Raw genomic sequence first — 19,607 nt, 5'->3', positions numbered from 1 at the left:
CTGAATCAGTACGTACGAATTTTTGGTGCAAACGCTTCACGAGTTTTCGGCGTGAAGTTAACCGCCCGCTTACCTACCCGCTTGTCGGCTGGGAAGTAGACAGAGTGGCACAACCAGTTTTCGTCATCGCGATCAGTGAAGTCTTCACGAGCGTGAGCGCCGCGGCTCTCAGTACGTGCTTCAGCAGCAATCGCCGTAGCCTCTGCCACTTCAAACAAATTGTGTAATTCAAGGGCTTCAATACGCGCAGTATTGTAGGCATTGCTCTTGTCTTCCAAGTGCGCGTTATCAATACGAACCCGCAGCTCGGCCAGCTTTTTGATGCCTTCTTGCATAAAGTCACCGCGACGGAATACGCCGAAGTGATTCTGCATAATGGTTTGCAACTCGGTGCGCAGCGCCGAAACACTTTCGCCGCCGGTAGTGTTGTTGATTTTGTTCAAACGGCTCATTGCGCGTTCAATATCGGCCTCGGAAGCATCGCGCATTTCGATGCCTTCACGCAGACTCTTCTCGATATATAAACCCGCAGAGCGACCAAACACCACGAGATCCAGCAGTGAGTTACCGCCCAAACGGTTAGCGCCGTGTACTGATACACAGGCCACTTCACCACAGGCAAACAAACCAGGAATAACAGTGTCATTGCCATCTGCATCAACCGTCAAAGCTTGACCGTTAACATTGGTGGGAATACCACCCATCATATAGTGACAAGTAGGAACTACTGGCACTGGCTCTTTTACCGGATCGGCGTGAGCAAAGGTACGAGACAGCTCACAGATACCTGGCAGGCGGCTCTCAAGAACCTCTTCACCAAGGTGATCCAACTTTAGGTAAACGTGATCGCCATTGGGACCGCAACCGCGACCCTCAAGAATTTCTAGGGTCATAGAGCGGGCAACAACGTCGCGACCGGCCAAATCTTTGGCGTTTGGCGCGTAGCGCTCCATGAAACGCTCGCCGTCTTTATTGACGAGGTAACCACCCTCACCACGACAGCCTTCAGTAACAAGTACACCCGCGCCGGCAATACCGGTGGGGTGGAACTGCCACATTTCAATATCTTGCACTGGGAAGCCAGCGCGCAAAGCCATACCAACGCCGTCGCCAGTGTTGATATGGGCATTGGTAGTAGAGGCGTAAATACGGCCAGCACCACCGGTAGCAAATACGGTCGCCTTAGACTTAACGTAAACCACTTCGCCAGTTTCGATGCAAATCGCAATAACGCCAACGACTTCGCCGTCTTCGTTTTTCACCAAGTCAGTGGCGTACCACTCGTTGAAAAACACAGTATTGTTTTTCAGGTTGCCCTGATAAAGAGTGTGCAGAAGCGCGTGACCGGTACGGTCGGCAGCAGCACAGGTACGAGCAGCCTGACCGCCCTCACCAAAATTCTTAGACTGACCACCAAAAGGACGCTGATAAATACGGCCTTCTTCGGTGCGCGAGAAAGGCATACCCATGTGATCCAGCTCGTAAACCGCTTCTGGACCAACTTGACACATATATTCAATGGCTTCTTGATCACCAATGTAATCAGAACCCTTAACGGTGTCATACATATGCCACTGCCACTGATCCTGTGGATCCGAGCTGGCAATTGCACAGGTAATACCACCCTGAGCAGACACCGTGTGTGAACGCGTTGGGAATACTTTAGAGATTACTGCTGTTTTATAGCCTGACTGCGCCAACTGCAGTGCCGCGCGCATACCCGCACCGCCACCACCAACAATCACACCATCAAAAGAAATTGTACGAATATTAGCCATTGCTTAACTCCAAAGAATCTGGATGCCCCAAACGAGGTAGGTGAACAACACAACAGCCGAAGCTGCCTGAAATGCCAAGCGTAAAACCGTCGCTCGGCCACCCATTAGTCGCTCTGTTAAATAGTCAGTCGATACCGACCACAAACCAATCCATGCATGAGACACAATGGACAATACTGCTGCGGTACTAAACACACGCATAAAAGTGCTATCGAAATAGCCGCTCCACTGCTCGTAGCTTAAATCTGAACCACTACAAAGCAGGTAAAAACCAACTACTAACATATAAGCCAGCAGTACAACACCACTGACACGCTGCACCAGCCAATCCGCTAAGCCGTTGCGACCCAAATTCGTTACTGAATTTACCATATCCACAACCCCGCAAGTACAACCAACACCGCTGTGACAGCCAGCACTAATTTCGCGCCAGTTTCACCGCCTTCCATAGACTCACCGATACCGGCGTCCATTACCAAGTGCTTAACACCGGCAGCAGAGTGATAGCTCAAACCGATTAACACGGCCCATAGACTCAACTTACCCCAGAATGACGCCAAGCACGCTTTAGCCTGCCCAAAGCCCTCTGGACCATCAAGACTGGTACCAAGCAACCAAAATAGCAGGGCGACGCCAGCTACAAGAAACACACCACTTACGCGGTGCAAAATAGAGGTATATGCGGTAATCGGCAGCGCGATTGTCCCGATATCCAGATTTACAGGTCGTTTATCGTTCACGGTTTGCCACACTTTTAATTTCTGGCCCGAAACTCGAGCGGTTTAAAGGGAGTGGATCAATCAATCTGCGGACTTATTCGTCCGACTGTGCCTCTGTTGGTTGGGCCTTTGCAAACCCGACAAGAAACGCCGGGCATTATAGGGCCAAGGCCGCGTAATTACAAACCCCTACCTACACCAAGAATTGCTTGCAAAAAACTCCAATATCAAAGGCTTAAGCAACCATTTCGCACCATTATGGCGCCATAGAAAAACAAAAGCCGCGCCTCAAGCGCGTAATTTCAGCGCAATAATTCCCGCTTGTTAGAAAAACTCTACCGGATATAACATTTAGAATTCCCTCCATCGCAATTGCACGTTAAAATGTTCTCACCGTTGACAAAACATTTCATCTCTCTATATTTGTCACTCCCGCGCAAGCGGACCTTCCAGTGTTACATTTCCGCAATACCGTGCAGAATGCTAGACACAGGGAGTTAACGCCACAAGCTAAGTTAAAAGTTACAGGAGCCCGTCACAATGAGCGATAAGAAAGCAAGTCTGAGTATCGATGGAAAAACACTGGACCTAAAAGTCCACTCTGGCACTATCGGCCCCGACGTCATCGAAGTCAGCGCCCTGACGGGTAATGGTTACTTTACCTATGACCCAGGATTCGTTTCTACCGCAGCCTGCGAGTCAAAAATCACTTATATCGACGGTGATAAAGGCATTCTGCTTCACGGCGGCTACCCCATTGAGCAACTCGCCGAACAGTCTGACTACCTTGAAACCTGCTTCCTGTTACTTTACGGCGAACTTCCCAATGCCGATCAGAAAGAAGCATTTGTCAATAAAGTCCGCATGCACACCATGGTCAACGACCAGATGAGCACCTTCTTTAAAGGCTTCCGTCGCGACGCCCACCCCATGGCCATTATGTGTGGCGTCGTTGGCGCCCTGTCTGCTTTCTACCACGATTCGCTGGATATCACTGACGAAAAGCATCGCGAAATCTCTGCGATCCGCTTGATAGCAAAAATGCCAACCTTGGCGGCCATGACCTACAAATACACCATCGGCCAGCCCTTCATGTACCCGCAGAACCACCTGAGCTATGCCGAAAACTTCCTGCACATGATGTTCGGCAATCCCTGTGAGCCAAGCAATGTAAACCCAGTATTAGCCAAGGCAATGGATAAAATATTCCTGCTGCACGCCGACCACGAGCAAAACGCCTCTACCTCCACCGTGCGCCTCGCCGGTTCAACTGGCGCCAATCCTTTCGCCTGTATTTCTGCTGGTATCGCAGCACTGTGGGGGCCCTCTCACGGCGGCGCCAATGAAGCAGTATTAGAGATGCTCAACGAAATTGGTGATGCATCGCGCATTGACGAATTCGTCGCTAAAGCAAAAGACAAAGACGACCCATTCCGCTTAATGGGTTTTGGCCATCGGGTTTACAAAAACTTCGACCCCCGCGCCAAAGTGATGAAACAAGCAGCAGACGAAGTGTTGGCTGAACTTGGTTTAGAAAACGACCCGCTACTAAAAATTGCCAAACGCTTAGAACAAATTGCGCTGGAAGATGAATACTTTATCGACCGCAAGCTCTATCCAAACGTCGATTTCTATTCAGGTATTATCCTGAAAGCGATTGGCATTCCAACTAGCATGTTTACCGTTATCTTCGCCTTGGGCCGCACCCCAGGCTGGATCGCACACTGGAATGAAATGATCAGCGGTAGCTACCGCATTGGTCGTCCACGCCAGCTGTATACTGGCCCAGTGCAACGTGACTTTGTTAGCCTCGACAAACGCTAAGCGCGGAGCCTAGGCTCAGCAATAAAAAAGGCCGCAATAGCGGCCTTTTTTATTGTTAAAATTTAACTGCAACGAAAACCATTTCAGCGCGTTTTATATTCAAAACCTAGCTCTGCACCAGCAACCCTATCAGCGTAGCTGCTCATAGTCTTTTCCTTCATCGCATTTTCTTTTAGTAATAATTTCGACTTAAACTTTAATCGCGACGCCTCTCGCCCCTCGTCCGAGCTAAACCAATCTTTAATCCCGTAACGACCGCGACTATCATCACTCCATGCCTCTGCCGTTATCACGACTACGTCTTGCGGCAGCCGCAAATCCAATTTAGCTTGCTTGGGCGCACTCACCGGCTCCGACACTGGAACCACAGACTCAGCAAGGTTCGCAAGTTTAGTGGTCGAAGGCCCGACTACTTTACTGGCCCGCGGCTCCTTAGGCTGACAAGCTATTAAGGCAATTGCAAAAACCAATATCAGCCCAAACTTCCCCATTTAACCCTCACATATATTCAACGACCAACAGAAAGATCCAGCCAGCCTACAATAAAACCTCAATCGAGCTTAGATGATAAAGCAGCGAAAACATTCACTAGACAACACATTTTATTAGCCTACCCACCACCAGCAAGCACTGTGATTTACACAAAAACTGGCAAGGCGGCGCGGGGTCTTCTATATTGGACACTAGCTACGGCTATTCATCTACGGAGGACACAATGGAAACCGAATTACACACAATGAATACACTTTTTCAGCAGCTCGGCTTACCCGCCAGCGACGAAGAAGTTGAACGATTCATTGTACGCCACCGCCCCTTGCCCAGAGGGTTATTAATTCATGAGGCCAGTTTTTGGAAACCCGCGCAGGCGAAGTTGCTAAAAGAATCTATCGATTTAGATGCCGAGTGGGCTGAGTTAGTGGACGAACTCGACGCGCGATTGCGCTACTAACACCAAGGCGTAGACCCTGCCACGAAGCAAGGCTTTAATCACTGTGTTCGTCTAGACCAACATAGCGAATTTTGGGATAAGACACCCATTTAAAATTTTGCTCGTGGCTACAGATCATACACCGATGAGGCACCAAACCAGTTGCCGCATCCATATCGCCGCAGTGTTTCATCATGCCATGGCTGCATTTGTCACAGACATAGTTCACTTCTATTGCTTTAACAGGACGTGTAATTTCCGGCATAAAAACTCCAAATCAAAACTTATAATACACCGGCACCAGCATTGTCTGGCCCAGCGCTGGGCTGCTTCCCTTGGGACGGTGCGCTATTAGGGTCCATTTTTGGCGCCGGCTTATCTAAACTCTCCTTCGCTCGTTGCAGTTCTTTTTCAACGGTATCCATCATCGCCGACCACCCCTGAATTAAGGCATCATTGGCATTTTCAATCAAACCGCCCAGCGAAGATTGCTCCATTTGCTCCAATTCTTTACGTGCAAGCTGCACCGTCTCATCAATACTATCAACTCGCGCCGACAGCTGCATAAGTTGAGCATTCACGGTTTCGCGATACGCTTTAGCATCAAGATACTGCCACAACTCAAAAACCGCCAACACCACCACAATTACACCCGCCAAAACAACACCAGACGACAACTTCATTGCTAAACTCCGACAAAATTGACAAAAATTAGAGCTTGGCCTGCAAAGCTATTACTATGTAAAGAATGACTACGCTGACAGCCCCGTTCAATATACAACTTAGCGACAGCCCTCAACAACGCCAATAATGGATAATTCTGAATGAAGCTACACCTACTGCTCACCGGCAATGAACTTATGGCTGGCGATATTATTGACTCCAACTCAGCCATGATTGCCGAGCAAATAAAAGACTACGGTTGGCGAATCAGCAAAAAGATCACCGTTGGCGATGAACTAGCACTGCTTTGCACAGAGATTGACCAACTCTGTGAAGACGCCGACGTATTGATCATTAATGGCGGTCTCGGCCCAACCGTTGACGACCTGACCGCAGTCGCGCTTGCGCGCGTGAGCGGCACAGAAATTTGCGAGCACCCACAGGCCCTTGCTCACCTCACTCAATGGTGCACGGCGCGGGGCTTTCCCCTTAATGCCTCCAACCACAAACAAGCGATGCTACCCAAGGGCTGCGACATTATCGCGAACGAGCGCGGTAGCGCCGTCGGCATTAAGCTAACGCACAAAAACTGCCTCATTTTCGCAAGCCCTGGGGTACCCAGCGAATTGCGGCCCATGCTTAGCAAAGAAATTATTCCCGCACTAGATAAACTGTTTCCCTCAGACCATATTCAAACTCTGCGCCTTGGCGTCTTTGGACTTGGAGAATCAGGCATTCAAGAGATGGTAAACAGTCATTTGCGCGACTGGCCAGACGACATTGAGCTGGGCTTTCGCGCCTCTATGCCCGTGCTCGAAGTGAAACTCACCACCCGCGGCAGCAATCCCGACGCCAGACTGCGGCAGTGGAGCCCAAGGGTTACAGAGCTTTTAGCCGACCACTTACTGGGTGAATTGCCCATAAGCTTGCCCGCCGCAACAATAAATGCGCTTAAAGCCAATAATTTGCAGCTGTGCACTGCAGAATCCTGCACTGGCGGCCTAATTGCCTCCCAGCTGACCAGCGTAGCCGGCGCCTCCCAAGTATTTCCGGGGGGTATCGTTAGCTACTCTAACCACGTCAAAGCGCAGCTACTTCAGGTCTCCGAGGAAAGCTTGGCCAGCGATGGCGCAGTAAGTGAAAACGTTGCTCGGCAAATGGCACTCGGTGCGCTCGAGGCAACCGGCGCCGACGTAGCAATCGCCGTTACCGGCATTGCCGGCCCCGATGGTGGCAGCGCCGACAAGCCGGTGGGCACCGTTTGGATTGCCTGGGGTTCGGCACAAAATCTTAAGGCAATCAAACTTCAGTTGCCCTTTGATCGCACGGCGTTCCAAAGCTGGGTAGCCGCACTGAGCCTCGATCTAGTTAGGCGGCAGATTTTGGGTTTACCAGAACTGCCGCAACTCATGAAGCGTTTCCAGCGCTAATATACTCTACTAGTAGCCCTGTTGTAGCAGTCTTACTTACCCTGTACTGCTACGACAGCTACGCCAAAACCACCCTGCTTTTTACATGACATTTCAGTAATGGGCGCTCACCCTAAACACTGCTACTCTTCTAATAAATATGCACGCAAAATACTGCGCGCTTAGCCCCGTCTTCAAGTAATTAGCCCACCGGAAGCCAATAATAATGATTCAAGCGCCGCCACCCTGCCCAGTGTTTTTATTCAGCATGGACTCAGATCAATTTTGGGCGGCGCCGACCACCACCGGCGGACTAAAAGCCTATTACCACCGCTATGGTAACAACACCGAACACTACCACCTTGAATTGCTGCATTTTCGCGACAGCGAGGCCATTAACAAGTGGCAACACACCGCGCAAGCTAAGGCATTAACTCAAATACGCGCGGCATTAAACGCAGGCCATCGGCCCGTCGTTGGCTTTAGCATGTACACGTGGAACGCTGCCGAATTTTTAAGTTTAATCCACTCAATCAAATCAGCCTGTCCAGAGGTATTATGTATTGCCGGCGGCCCCCATGTTCAACAGGCGGAAGACTACCTTTTTGACGATCCAATCGATCTAATTATTTTGGGTGAAGGTGAATCAAGCTTTCAAGAAATCCTCGACGCACCGTTAAATGGCAGCTGGGAAAGCGTCAAAGGCCTCGCATTCTTACGCAATGGCAAACTCATCAAAACGGCTGAGCGCCAGCGCCGCACGCAACTTGATGAACTGCCATCGGCCCTAGATGCTATCGACTTGAGTGATTCCGACGGCAAGCCGCTATACGACTCAATATCCTACGAAACCAGCCGCGGCTGCCCGTTTAAATGCGCCTTTTGCGAGTGGGGTACCGGCGCAATTGGCACCAAGATGTATCAATTCTCAATGACGCGGATACGCAGTGACTGGCGGCGAATCGTCGATGCCGGAATTAAAGATATCTGGCTTGCCGATTCAAATTTTGGCGCCTTAAAGGAAGACTTAGAAAAAGCCCAGTTAATTTGCAAGCTCAAAGCTGAGACCGGCTTACCCAATAGCTTTGCCACCTCGTGGTCTAAAAAGCACAGCCCTAGGGTTCAAGAAATTGTACTGCTATTACACCGCAATGGCTTACTCCCCCACTACCAACTTGCCCTGCAAACACTCACGCCACTGGCGCTGGAGTTAAGCAATCGCAAAAATATGGACGCCAACAAATATGAGCCTATTGCCAAACAAATGGCCAGTGCCGGCGTACCGATCGCCGCCGAACTTATTTGGGGTTTACCTGGTGACAATCTGCCCGAATTTGAAACAAATCTAGACCAATTACTGCGCACTTTCCCAAATTTAAATATTTTTGCCTACACTCTGCTGCCAGGCACCGAGTTTTACGAAAAGCGCAATGAATATAAAATCGAAACCATTCCCGTAGCAGGTTACGGCAAAGCCAAAGGCGAATACGTGGTCGCCTGCCACACCTTTAACCGCGACCAAGGAATAGAAGGCTATTTCCTTATCACCGCGCACATTCTCTTTGCCCACGGCCACCTACTCCCGTTTTCCATTCGCTATTTAGCGCTGCAAGGCAATATCACTACCGCGCCGCTACTACGCGGTTTACTGCGGGCAGTGTGCACGGAATACCAAAGTGAATTAAGTGATATCGACTTAGGCGATCGCATGGTCGTATATGAAAATCGAGCGCGTTTATACTCCGCCATATTACAAAACCCCAAGCGACTGTATGCCATATTGAAACGCTTAGTCCTCACTTACCTATCCTCGGAACACTGCGTCGAGCTGCAATCAGCCATCACCAACATATTAGACCTTGATGAAGCGCTTAGCCCGCGTGTTGGTGAACCGAATGAGACCGAGTACCACTTCAACTTCGATGCGGCAAGCAGTAAAACGGCTCTAGACTGCCTAAGCCTACCCTGCGCCGAAAATCTTTTACCCAACCGACAAACCTTAAAAATTAAAAGTCCTGGCGGCGTCGGTGTCATCTTAAAAGACCCAGACGGTGGCGGCTGGTTACGCGGCGAAATCATTAATATTGAAAATGAGATTCAGCCTGTACGAATCATACACCCCAATGTCAAACCTCAAGCAATCACCCAATTTGGTTCAGAAAACTAAAGAAAAATATTCCTAATAAATCGTAGAATTTAAAGTGATGCCAATGCCTCGCGAACCTTTTGCGCAGCCTGTGCTAAATCATCTCCTTCAGCCATTTTAGCATTGCCAAAATTCGCGTCTTCCATGGTATTGATAGGCACTAAGTGTAAATGGGTATGAGGAACCTCTAAACCGACAATCATCATACTTACTCGCTCACAGACGAAGGCCTGCTTTAACGCCTTAGCAAGAGTTTGCGCCACACTCATCAGATGGGCTGCCAATGGCGCAGGCAGATCGTCCCAGTGATCTATTTCATCGCGGGGAATAACGAGGATGTGGCCAGCTTGTATTGGCGCAATCGTCATAATCGCCACCGCATTTTCATCTTCCCAGACGAAATGCCCCGGTAATTCGCGTTCGATAATTTTAGTAAATATGGTCGACATAATTAATCCTCACCCGCTATTGCTATAATTTTTAAAAAAACATCACGCAAACACTGCTCAATTTCTTTTCGGCCAGAGAGTTCGTACTGCTCGGCAAGAAGCGCCCAGCCCTGCCCCAAAATAACGCGCCCTACCGCTAATTCAGCGCCGACAACCGACCTTAAATCGCCGTGTAGACATAAGCATGACATGCCTGCCGCCGCCTGTTCAAACATCAATTCACCCGCACAGTAACGTTGCACTGCACGCAGGGCACCTGCCGGTGGCGCCAATGTCGCGCTCCTACTCGCGGCAAGCAAAGTTAGTAACAGCGCTGGGCTGATATCGCTGTACACGCTATTTAAAGTCAACGCCAAATCACGATGTAGCTGGCCACATAAATTAGCTGCGCCCGCCGCAAATTCCTCCTCCAAGCCCTTAATAACAATCAGCGAATACAAACCACTGGCGGTATCACGGCGGCTACCTAAACACACCGGTAAAAACTGTTCGCTCAGCCAAAAATCAATAACGCTAGGATCAGCTGCGAAACTCGATGACAAATACGCCGCGCCCCTGCGGCGCCCTTGCGCTTCTGCCGCTGCCAGCATCGCTTTACCAAGTCCGTTACGGCGCATATCAGCCACCACCGCGATACGGTTTACACGCAAGCTGCAGGCGGTGGTATAACGTGATTCCTCATTTAAATGGGCTAAGCGTTGGGCAACTAAATGGCCGCGAGGCCGCCGCCGACCTGCGACAATCTCTATCGCCAGTTCAAGACTAAAACCGCCTTCAGGCAGCAGCTGACAAACCCCAACAACTCGGCTCCCGCTCGTCGCAACAATCAGTTCGGCGTCGCCATCTAGTAAATACTGCAAGTCTTGTGGGGTGGTTTGATAATGAGCTTGCACCAGTAAACCAAAAATCTGCCTAAGCAGACCCTCGTCACTGAGCTCCGAGCGATCTAGCACGCGAATACGTGGCAGTAACTCGCTACCATCGTTGTCGAGGGGTTCGGCATTTAGAAGAAATAAGCTATTTAACGCTTGTTCCAGAGGGTCATCGGCCGCCCAGCGAATAGGCTCACGCATTGCCTGACGCCGCCACTGCGGTCGCTCGCGATCTAAAATGGCCTTAAATCGAATATCGAAACCGCGACCACTGCCCTCATAACCGTGAACCGTGGTTGAAAATACGAGGCGCGAGTAGCGACGCAATAATTGCTGCAAACTCGCCACGGGCAGGGCGGCAGCCTCATCGACCAATAATAAATCCCAATGCTCTCGACTTTTTAGTGCAGCGTCGAGGGGCAAAAACTGCAGTATGCAATCGCCCACAATACAGTGTGTTGGCGTTATTTGCGCATTGGGCGCAGCCCCAGCTAAATGCTCAAATGCCCCTGCCACCGCCTCCGGACTTGGCGCGGTTATTAACACCCGCCGGCAGTGCTGCGCGCCGAATAATTGCGCCACTGCCAAGCCGAGGGCACTGGTTTTACCGCGGCCCCGATCAGACCGAATAAGCAGCGGCCGCTTAGCTCGGCCACAAGCCACCTGCTGGATTGCCGCAATCACGCCGTGCTGATCTGGCGTAGGCAAGTGCTGCTGCCAAGCATCTCCAGCCACCGGCACGTTGCCGCTCAGCCCATGCTCCTGCGTCCAACAGAACACCCCTGGCAGACTGGGCGCAGCGTGTAATATTCGCTGCATAAAAGCTGATTCTGTCACGGCACTGTAGTGCGCGCGAGCACTAAACTGCTGCGGCCAAACATCTAAAGTTGGGCACAGCATCACCAACACGCCACCGGCGCGTAAACTACCAGCCGCCGCCAGCCACGCATTGATGTCTTGGTGTTCATGGGCATTAATTAGCAACGAGGAGTATTCGCGGCCTAAAAGACTTTTAGTTTGCTGAGGTTCAACGCCGTACAGCGGCTGCTTGGCCAGTAGCAGACAATTATCTAGGGCCGTTGGCAGCTCAGCCAACTGGTCCTTGCACCAGTCCTCAGCACCGGAAATAAACAGTAGGTAGCGGTGGCCGCTATGCAGGCCTTGAGCGCGTAATTGCGTGTAGAATTCCGGCATGAGCAAACTGGGTACATTCACCGTAGGTGCGTTCATAAAACCTAAACTCACGGAGATTTATTGCCGGGATACACCGGCGCAGTTGCCATACGCAGGTGCAGAATCAAGCGGTAATCTTGGCGGTAAAATTCTGCCACATCGCTATTTAAATACTGCTTAGCATGATCGATAAGGTTTTGCTTAATTTCTGGCTCAGTAATAAATCCAACGAGGATTCCCGCCTCAATATACCCTTCAAGCCGGTAGAGCTGCGCTGGGGGTATGTCTAAGCCCTGCTGCTGATCACTAAAAAACTGCGTTAATTTACAAGCCAGTTCCTCGCGGTAATCGGTGCGAATACTCATTGCGGCGAGGGCTTACGCTCACGCTGGACCAAAACCCAAGGCGCCACGACCACCGCCCAAACCTCGGTTTGCTCTGCCAGCCACTGTTGCGCGTGATTTTCGTCGGCTTTTTGCAACAGGCCCTTCGCCAGTAGCTCGGCGATATATTGGCTATTATCTTCGGCGACCGCCACCGCGGACGCGACCAAATCAAGCTCTGGTGCAACCACCAACACCGCACCTTGTGCATAAAAACGCTGCAAGGCCTGCCAATCAATTTTGGCAGTTTCGCGATTTAGTTTAATCATTAATTCAGAGGGCAAATCAGTCATTTCTTCATTATCCGTTTCCGACTACACACCGCCCAGCGCAAAACACTGTAAATCGCTGTTCGGTAGATACTAATTTAAGCGTGGCCACTCAAGTGCCCACGGCGCCTCGCAGTCTAACAAAGCCGCTGCGAGGCCTCCATCGCGATCTACAAATAGCTCACCACGCTGGGGAAGTGACACGTATTCACGCACTTCTCCGCGAAATGTAAATCGCAACGCTGTGGCATGGAGGTACATTCGATCGCAGTCTTGTGTTGACGGACCATAGCGCCGATCCCCTAATATGGCGACCCCCAGACTTTTCATCACAACCCGCAATTGATGGGTTTTTCCGGTGTGCGGTTTTAGCAGGTAAGCGCGGCGCCCGGCGCCGAGGCTATAACTAAAAAACTGGGTGGCCGAGGGGTTGCTGCGTGTACGGCTCAAAAGATAGCTGCCACTGCGGCTTTTTTTAATATCGCCAATGACCGTGCCCTGCTTTTTACTGGGTTTGCCATCGGCAATGGCGAGGTAGAATTTCGCAATCTCACGATTGGCAAATAACGCCCCCAACTCCGCGGCTGCGGCAGGATTTTTTGCCAAAAGCAATAAACCTGACGTCGCATCATCTAGGCGATGCACCAAATGCATGGCTTGGCCAGGAAAGTCATTATTAAGGATATCCACCAAACTTTGCGCAGACTGATTGCGATGCAGATTTACGCCGGGGCCTTTATCAATCACGATATAGTCTCCGGCATCCTCAATTAGCGTGTATGCCTGTTTTACCAACCCATTCATACTATTCAGCGCGACGCTTCCCTGCTCCATCTTGGCTATTAAGTAGGATGCTGCGCAAAATATCTATTTCACGCATTTTTTCATCATCGCCGTTTGAAAACTCAAGCTGTAGCGCTAGGGCATCAAACTCCTCGCAATCACCACAATGAGCGTAGACATCCAGTAGTTGCATTTTAAATTCTACGTCGTCACTCACCATTATTTCAGCTTCCAAAATACCTTTAGCGCTGAAATAATCGCCGAGTTCTATGGCCGCCGCGGCGCGATGCCTTGCATCGTCACTGGCCACAACACCGGATGCAGCGGTGTCATCGCCACTTCCGGACAACCAATCGTCGTCGATTTCCGAGAATTCAAAATCATCAAATTCTGATTCTGTGCTTGTCTCGCTATTGATCGCCGCGAAGATTGAGTCGTCCAGTTCAATCTCGGCAATATCGTCAGCGTTATCCACCGTATTAGCCTCAACCTCAGCAAATAAATCATCGGTCTGCACCTCGGCGAGTTCGTCTTCTTTACTGTCGTCGAATGCGGGATTATTTAAGGCAGAAATAAGCTCATCGTCCAAAGCCAGTGGCGCCATCTCAAACGCTGTTTTTTCCGGTTTTACACTAGCCGTATCGAAAACGTCGAAATCATCTTTACCACTATTGCCCAGTGGTGCGGCAGGGCCATCCGTCGTCGGCTTACGTATAACACTCGCTTGCGAGTCTAAAGAGCTAAACACATCGTTAAAGGTATCTTTTCGCGCCGCAACAGCGGCATTTACATCGCTTAAATCAACATCGACACTGCTGGCCACATGATCGCGACTAACCGTCCAGCGGCGAAGCCACAGCAAAACCGCCAAACCCAGCGCCACCAAAGGTAGCAACCACTGCCAAGCGCCACTAGTACCAGATGGTGCAACCGCATTATTTACCCGGTTTGCATTACTGCCGACCGCAGCAGTACCAGAATCAGCTGCTGAAACCTGTTCAGAGGCCGCCTCGGCGGGAAGAGTTAAATCAGCCTCACTAAGACTAGGGTCAATTGCAACATCACTGGCGGCCAGTTCAATGTTAGTCGTGCCCGCAACAGGCTCGGGGTCGGCTACTGCGAGCTCCGCAGAGGGCACTTCGGCATTGCGTATTTGTTGATACTGACTATTTAAATTGTCCAACTGCGCCTGCAACGCCACGAGTCGTTGACTCATCTGCGCAATATTTTCCGAAACCCGTGCAACCTCACCCTCTACCTCTCCGAGGTTTTGCTGTAAAAACTGCTTTTCACTCAATACGCCATCGCCTTCGGCAACGCCACTACTTCCAGCAAGCTCTGCTTCATCTTCGCGACGATTAACAATAGCCGGATCAAGGCCTAGGCTGCCGTTTGGTCGACCGAGTGCGCCGGTAGCAACGACCTTAGTGTTTTTAGTTGGCTTGGCAGGTGCTGCCGCAACAGGATCGGTATCCAGCGGCTGCGGCAGGCTTTCAAATAGGTCTAGGGTCATCCGTTCTTTCAATAGATTGCGGTTGCCGCGAATAAATGCCTTTGGGTTGTTCGCGTATAAGCGATCCATCCACAGAGCCGCCGATCCACTTTTCACTTTGGCAAGCCGCAGGGCTATGCTCCACAAACTGTCGCCACGCACCGTAGTATAAAAAGCAGAATCACTAACAATCGACTCTGCAGCCTCAGGCGCGGTGCGGCGCGGACCATTGCCAAGCTTACTCACAATACTTGCCGGCGCGGTGCGATCAATATTTTGGAGTAATGTCACCCCCGCAGTATTTTTGGCTACAGCATCGGTTGGCGGATCAAATAACAGGGTATAGGCACGGCTTAAACTGCCATTTGGCCAACGAACATTGAGCATGAAATGTAGGAATGGTTCACGCAGTGGCCGGTCACTCCGCAAATAGATGGTGCCGTTGCCACTCAAATCTACTTCACCCACCGCAGAAATGGAGCGGGTGTCGACTGAGCCAACCTCTACGCCGCTATCGCCGTCTTTAACCGCAACAAGACTAACCAGTAATTGCTCGCTCCCTAAGCCTTCGGCCTTAAAAATAGGAATCCGAGCGAATAGCGGCTCGCCTAGTTCGGAATCAAGCATTGCGGGCCCCAAGCCCAAGGCAACCGCTTTTTGCCCAAGTAAAATTGCTAAGCACAGCGGCAACATCGCTGGCACATTAAATTTAGCCATACTCAACATCTCATTTAGTGCGGCACCCCAAAAAGGGCCAAGCATTACGTAGAATATCTAATTGCTCTTTATTTCTAGCAATTAATTCTAATACATGCCATTAAACGCCTGTAAAAACCTGAAAACAATCACAACTAGCCCACAAAATCCCTTATTCGCATTCTCACCCGCTTCACTTTACCTTTGTGGACAACTTTGATTGCAAGCGAACAAAATAAAAGTTTTCCCCAATTTAGGTGAATAAGCTTGTGGATAACATTGTACATGCCCACCATAAAGCAGCGCTCATGGGCGCTGGGCGCTTCCGCATAAAATTTAACCAAACTGTCACAGTCATTTATTTCCCTTGACTCAATGGCTTTGGCTCATGACGAAATAGCACAACAAGAATCACCAGCACCACCGCCGCTGCACACCAATATGGGTAGGCTGGCGACAACTGATAAAGCGCGCCCCCTAATAGCGGCCCGAGCATAAAACCCAGCCCAGCTGTAGAACCTAGCAAGCCAGCTAAACCGCCTTGTTCGCCTGTCTCGACAGCCATTGTTGCGCTGGCGGTTAGTGATGAGCCAGTTACCGCCATACCAAAACCGATAAGGGCCATTGCAAGCAATAAATACGGCAGTGTTGTGGAATTTGCCAGCACCACATAACCCACGCACATGAAGGGCAAGCCAAATAGCAATAGCTTCATTGGCGGCCCAACATAGCGCTGGACCACACCAAGCTGAGCCACCAACATCGCAACCGATGAGACAACCATGGCCATTGAAAAAGTTTGCGCCGAGCGCACGCTATCAAGCTGAAGTAAATCTTGAAAATAAAACCCCAAGGTTTGCTGGACCATACCCACCAAACAAAACACGGTGAAACTCACCATCATATAAAGTTTATAGCGAGGATCAAAATACGATAGCTTTACCGCCTTTACCCCAGTGTCAGGCATGCGCGGCAGCGCAGGTAAGTAACGCCATACCATCATGCCAACCACAAAGGTAATAAAAGCTTGAATAAAAAATGGCGCCAAAAAGCTTATGTGCACAAACCACGCTAAAGCAGGCCCAATCATTACACCAACCTGACTAAACGCCTGCATTTTACCCATGCCTCGGGTGCGTTCATTTACCGAGGTTACATCAACCATATACGCCGCTGAGGCTGGGTGGGTCGCCGACATAAGCGCCGCATGGAAAGCTCGACTCAGGATTAAAAATAGATAGAGCATGCCACCAGCTAACATTCCCGTTAAGCCCAAATAGGCCACACCATTAAACGCGAGGGTACCAACAGTGTAGCCACACAGGCCAAGAATTATGAGTGGTTTTCGCCCCCAGCGATCGCTGAGGCGACCCCAGCGCGGGGCAGCAATAAAGAAAGTGAACGCCGTTAAGGTTGAGAGCGAAGTTATGGCCATTTCGCGGGGCTGAAACGACAGCCCACTAAAAGGTAAATTAAACACTAGCTGATCTAAACCAAGCTCCCTGCCGAGCATAGGAAGTATGGCAAACACGACCGTTTGCCCCATACCGACACTCATCATTGCGAGATAGAGTGTGATCATGACAGTCCAGCGGGGTGTAAGCGGCGCGTCCTGCAGGTAACTCTGATTAACTCCACTCACTGTAAAAACATTCCTATCATCGGGTGATTCTGGCAAAGTATAAAGCCTTTGCTGTACGTGTTTTATAGTCTATTTGCAGTGTCGCCATAATACACTGAAAACCTGCTTTTAAAGGAAAAGTCCAACTCATGGCTCTAAATTCACAACGCCCTGCACTTAGCGTGCGCTGGCTCAACAGCTTAGAAGCGGCGGGTAATCGCCTGCCCCATCCCGTGTTGCTTTTCATTTATTTCAGCCTGGCAATCATCCTCGGCTCTGCCCTCGCTACGAGCCTAGGCGTCAATGCCACCCACCCGATTAGCAACGACAACATTGCCGCAAAATCATTATTAAGTGGTGATGGCCTGCGCTGGATGATTAGCAATGCTGTCGCCAATTTTATTCACTTCGCCCCTGTAGGCTCGGTTATTGTTGCGATACTCGGTATTGCTGTGGCTGAAGAATCTGGCTTATTGGCCTGTGTACTTCACCGCCTTGCCAGCAAAGCACCACCGAAATTTCTCAGCGCTTTTGTTGTTTTTGCGGGGGTGATGTCCAGCATTGGCTTCGATTCGGGCTACGTGGTGTTAATCCCTCTTGCCGCACTGATTTTTCGCGCCGCCGGCCGCTCGCCGCTGGCAGGCATAGCCGCTGCCTTTGCGGGGGTATCGGGCGGTTACAGCGCCAACTTACTGCTGGGGCCGGTTGACGCAATCTTAGCTGGCATCACGACCGAAGCTATTGGTTTAGTCGCGCCAGAGCGTCAAGTGCTCACTAGCGCCAATTATTACTTCACCCTCGTTTCAACGGTGTTTATTACCTTTGCTGGCGCATGGGTAAATGAAGTATTTGTTGAACCCAGACTCGCCAAACCCAACATTAGTGGCGAGGCAAGTCCAACAATTAACGGTATACAGCAGCAAGCTCTTGCCCTGCGCCGCGTTGGGATGTTTAGCCTAGGGTTTATCGCCATTATGTTCGCATTAGTACTGCCGGCCGGCGGCCTTCTGCGCAACCCAGACCCCAACGGCCTCGCCGCACTCCCACTGCTAAATGGTATTGTGGTGTTCATAGCTATATACGCGGTGATCGCCGGCATTATTTTTGGCTACGGCACAGGCAAATTCAAATCCCAGCACGACTGGGTTGGCGGTATGGAAAAAGGCCTAGCGAGTCTATCGGGATATTTAGTGCTCATGTTTTTTGCCGCGCAGTTTGTCAATTATTTCAATTGGACTGGGCTTGGGGCCATCGCGGCTATCAATGGCGCAGAGTGGCTGGCTGGTCTAGCCCTCTCTAAAACAAGCTTATTAATCAGCTTTGTATTGGTTAGCGCTGGGATTAATTTATTGATTGGCAGTGCGTCGGCAAAATGGGCGTTAATGGCGCCAATTTTTGTACCGATGCTGTATTTACTTGGTGTAGATCCCGAGTCCAGTCAAATGGCCTACCGCATTGGCGACTCGAGCACGAATATCATCACGCCACTAATGCCCTACTTCGGGGTTGTTGTTGCGTTTATGCAGCGCCACGACAAATCGGCGGGAATGGGAACCTTAATGGCGCTGATGCTGCCATATTCACTGTGCTTTCTATTGGGCTGGTCACTATTATTAGGCGTGTGGCTGGCAGCCGGACTACCACTTGGTCCGGCTTAATTTTCGCGACCGTATTGTGCTTATTGATCTTGTACGGTGGCGGCCATTTCTTCAATATTTACGTGGCGAACATTGGCGCCTTTAACAAGGTAAATAACATGTTCAGCAATGTTACGCGCATGATCGCCAACCCGTTCTAATGAACGCAATGCCCACATCACCTGTAACACCGACGAGATTGTGCGGGGATCTTCGATCATATACGTCACTAAGCTGCGCATGGCGGTGCCGTACTCAAGATCCACGGCCTTGTCTTCTTCAGCTACTTCTAAAGCCAGATCAATATCAAAGCGCGCAAACGCATCTAGCGCACCGCGCACCATACCGGCAACATGGTCACCAATATGACGAATTTCGAGTACGCTGCGTGGCAAACCACCCAATTCGGTTAGTTTAATCGCACTATCGGCCACTTTACTGGCCTCATCGCCCATTCGTTCCAAATCGCTCAGAATTTTGCTAATGGATAACACCAAACGCAAATCACTCGCCGCTGGCTGGCGCCGCGCGAGAATAATAGTACAGTCTTCATCGATAGAGACTTCTAGCGCATTAACTATCTTGTCGCCCTTCTTCACGTCTTCTGCCAGACCGGTATCGAGGCTCATAAATGCATTGGTCGCATCGGCAACCTGCTTTTCAACCAAGCCACCCATTTCGAGCATACGCGTTTTTATATCATCCAACTCAGTATTAAACTGCTGTGATATGTGAAGCGTGTGCGAATTTTTTTCTTTCATCATG

19 protein-coding genes are annotated in these 19,607 nt (G+C 50.4%); 5 read left to right on the top strand and 14 right to left on the bottom strand.

Annotation, left to right across the window (positions count from 1 at the left end; all coding sequences use genetic code 11):
• Positions 1-5 precede the first annotated feature (5 nt).
• The 3 genes from sdhA to sdhC are packed head-to-tail and all read right to left on the bottom strand — an operon-like array spanning position 6 to position 2,518.
• Entirely contained in the window at positions 6-1,778 is a 1,773-nt protein-coding gene (gene sdhA, locus P1U47_RS04395; RefSeq protein WP_301027370.1) for a succinate dehydrogenase flavoprotein subunit, read from the bottom strand.
• Positions 1,779-1,781: 3 nt separating this feature from the next.
• Entirely contained in the window at positions 1,782-2,150 is a 369-nt protein-coding gene (sdhD, locus tag P1U47_RS04390; protein ID WP_008249933.1) for a succinate dehydrogenase, hydrophobic membrane anchor protein, read from the bottom strand.
• A complete protein-coding gene (sdhC, locus tag P1U47_RS04385) occupies positions 2,144-2,518 on the bottom strand; it encodes a succinate dehydrogenase, cytochrome b556 subunit (RefSeq protein WP_301027368.1) in 375 nt (124 codons plus the stop codon). The genes sdhD and sdhC overlap by 7 nt, the downstream gene beginning before the upstream one ends.
• A gap of 519 nt (positions 2,519-3,037) precedes the next feature.
• Here sdhC and gltA point away from each other — a divergent pair.
• A complete protein-coding gene (gene gltA / locus P1U47_RS04380) occupies positions 3,038-4,321 on the top strand; it encodes a citrate synthase (RefSeq protein WP_301027367.1) in 1,284 nt (427 codons plus the stop codon).
• 83 nt (positions 4,322-4,404) lie between these two features.
• Here the strand turns inward: gltA and P1U47_RS04375 are convergent, their stop codons facing one another.
• Entirely contained in the window at positions 4,405-4,812 is a 408-nt protein-coding gene (locus P1U47_RS04375) for a hypothetical protein (RefSeq protein ID WP_301027366.1), read from the bottom strand.
• A gap of 224 nt (positions 4,813-5,036) precedes the next feature.
• On the opposite strand from P1U47_RS04375, the gene P1U47_RS04370 reads away from it, so the two are divergent.
• Positions 5,037-5,270: a DUF2789 domain-containing protein gene (locus tag P1U47_RS04370; RefSeq protein ID WP_301027364.1), complete on the top strand. Its 234-nt coding sequence runs from the start codon at positions 5,037-5,039 to the stop codon at positions 5,268-5,270.
• 34 nt (positions 5,271-5,304) lie between these two features.
• Here P1U47_RS04370 and P1U47_RS04365 read toward each other — a convergent pair whose 3' ends face one another.
• Entirely contained in the window at positions 5,305-5,514 is a 210-nt protein-coding gene (locus P1U47_RS04365) for a type II citrate synthase (protein ID WP_301027363.1), read from the bottom strand.
• A 19-nt stretch (positions 5,515-5,533) separates the two neighbouring features.
• On the bottom strand, positions 5,534-5,932 hold the full coding sequence (locus tag P1U47_RS04360) for a hypothetical protein (RefSeq protein ID WP_301027362.1): 399 nt from the start codon (positions 5,930-5,932) through the stop codon (positions 5,534-5,536).
• A gap of 141 nt (positions 5,933-6,073) precedes the next feature.
• Between P1U47_RS04360 and P1U47_RS04355 the strand changes: the two genes are divergently transcribed.
• On the top strand, positions 6,074-7,342 hold the full coding sequence (locus P1U47_RS04355; protein ID WP_301027361.1) for a CinA family nicotinamide mononucleotide deamidase-related protein: 1,269 nt from the start codon (positions 6,074-6,076) through the stop codon (positions 7,340-7,342).
• Positions 7,343-7,547: 205 nt separating this feature from the next.
• The gene (locus tag P1U47_RS04350) at positions 7,548-9,488 is read left to right on the top strand and encodes a cobalamin-dependent protein (protein ID WP_301027360.1); all 1,941 of its coding nucleotides are present in this window, start codon (positions 7,548-7,550) and stop codon (positions 9,486-9,488) included.
• A gap of 29 nt (positions 9,489-9,517) precedes the next feature.
• On the opposite strand, the gene P1U47_RS04345 is transcribed toward P1U47_RS04350, so the two are convergent.
• The 7 genes from P1U47_RS04345 to P1U47_RS04315 form a co-directional block, all read right to left on the bottom strand.
• A complete protein-coding gene (locus tag P1U47_RS04345; RefSeq protein ID WP_301027359.1) occupies positions 9,518-9,916 on the bottom strand; it encodes an HIT family protein in 399 nt (132 codons plus the stop codon).
• Between the two features lie 2 nt (positions 9,917-9,918).
• Positions 9,919-12,018, bottom strand: a complete 2,100-nt coding sequence (locus tag P1U47_RS04340) for a GNAT family N-acetyltransferase (RefSeq protein WP_301027358.1) — start codon at positions 12,016-12,018, stop codon at positions 9,919-9,921.
• An 11-nt stretch (positions 12,019-12,029) separates the two neighbouring features.
• Entirely contained in the window at positions 12,030-12,326 is a 297-nt protein-coding gene (locus P1U47_RS04335; RefSeq protein ID WP_301027357.1) for a hypothetical protein, read from the bottom strand.
• Positions 12,323-12,637 carry a DUF2288 family protein gene (locus P1U47_RS04330; RefSeq protein WP_301027356.1) on the bottom strand — a complete coding sequence of 105 codons (315 nt, stop codon included), beginning with the start codon at positions 12,635-12,637 and terminating at the stop codon, positions 12,323-12,325. Before P1U47_RS04330 ends, P1U47_RS04335 begins: the two co-directional genes overlap by 4 nt.
• 69 nt (positions 12,638-12,706) lie before the next feature.
• Positions 12,707-13,360 carry a pseudouridine synthase gene (locus P1U47_RS04325; RefSeq protein ID WP_301027355.1) on the bottom strand — a complete coding sequence of 218 codons (654 nt, stop codon included), beginning with the start codon at positions 13,358-13,360 and terminating at the stop codon, positions 12,707-12,709.
• 58 nt (positions 13,361-13,418) lie between these two features.
• Positions 13,419-15,605 carry a hypothetical protein gene (locus P1U47_RS04320; RefSeq protein ID WP_301027354.1) on the bottom strand — a complete coding sequence of 729 codons (2,187 nt, stop codon included), beginning with the start codon at positions 15,603-15,605 and terminating at the stop codon, positions 13,419-13,421.
• Between the two features lie 337 nt (positions 15,606-15,942).
• Positions 15,943-17,166, bottom strand: coding sequence for an MFS transporter (locus P1U47_RS04315; RefSeq protein WP_301027353.1), 1,224 nt, complete (start codon positions 17,164-17,166; stop codon positions 15,943-15,945).
• A gap of 188 nt (positions 17,167-17,354) precedes the next feature.
• Between P1U47_RS04315 and P1U47_RS04310 the strand changes: the two genes are divergently transcribed.
• Positions 17,355-18,863 carry an AbgT family transporter gene (locus P1U47_RS04310; RefSeq protein WP_301027352.1) on the top strand — a complete coding sequence of 503 codons (1,509 nt, stop codon included), beginning with the start codon at positions 17,355-17,357 and terminating at the stop codon, positions 18,861-18,863.
• Between the two features lie 20 nt (positions 18,864-18,883).
• Here P1U47_RS04310 and phoU read toward each other — a convergent pair whose 3' ends face one another.
• Positions 18,884-19,603: a phosphate signaling complex protein PhoU gene (gene phoU / locus P1U47_RS04305; protein WP_301027616.1), complete on the bottom strand. Its 720-nt coding sequence runs from the start codon at positions 19,601-19,603 to the stop codon at positions 18,884-18,886.
• Positions 19,604-19,607: the final 4 nt, after the last annotated feature.

This window comes from Zhongshania sp. (assembly GCF_029212375.1).
In the GTDB taxonomy this organism is placed as follows: Bacteria; Pseudomonadota; Gammaproteobacteria; order Pseudomonadales; family Spongiibacteraceae; genus Spongiibacter.
Note: the sequence above shows the minus strand (reverse complement) of the source record. Positions and strands in the feature narration are given on the sequence as shown.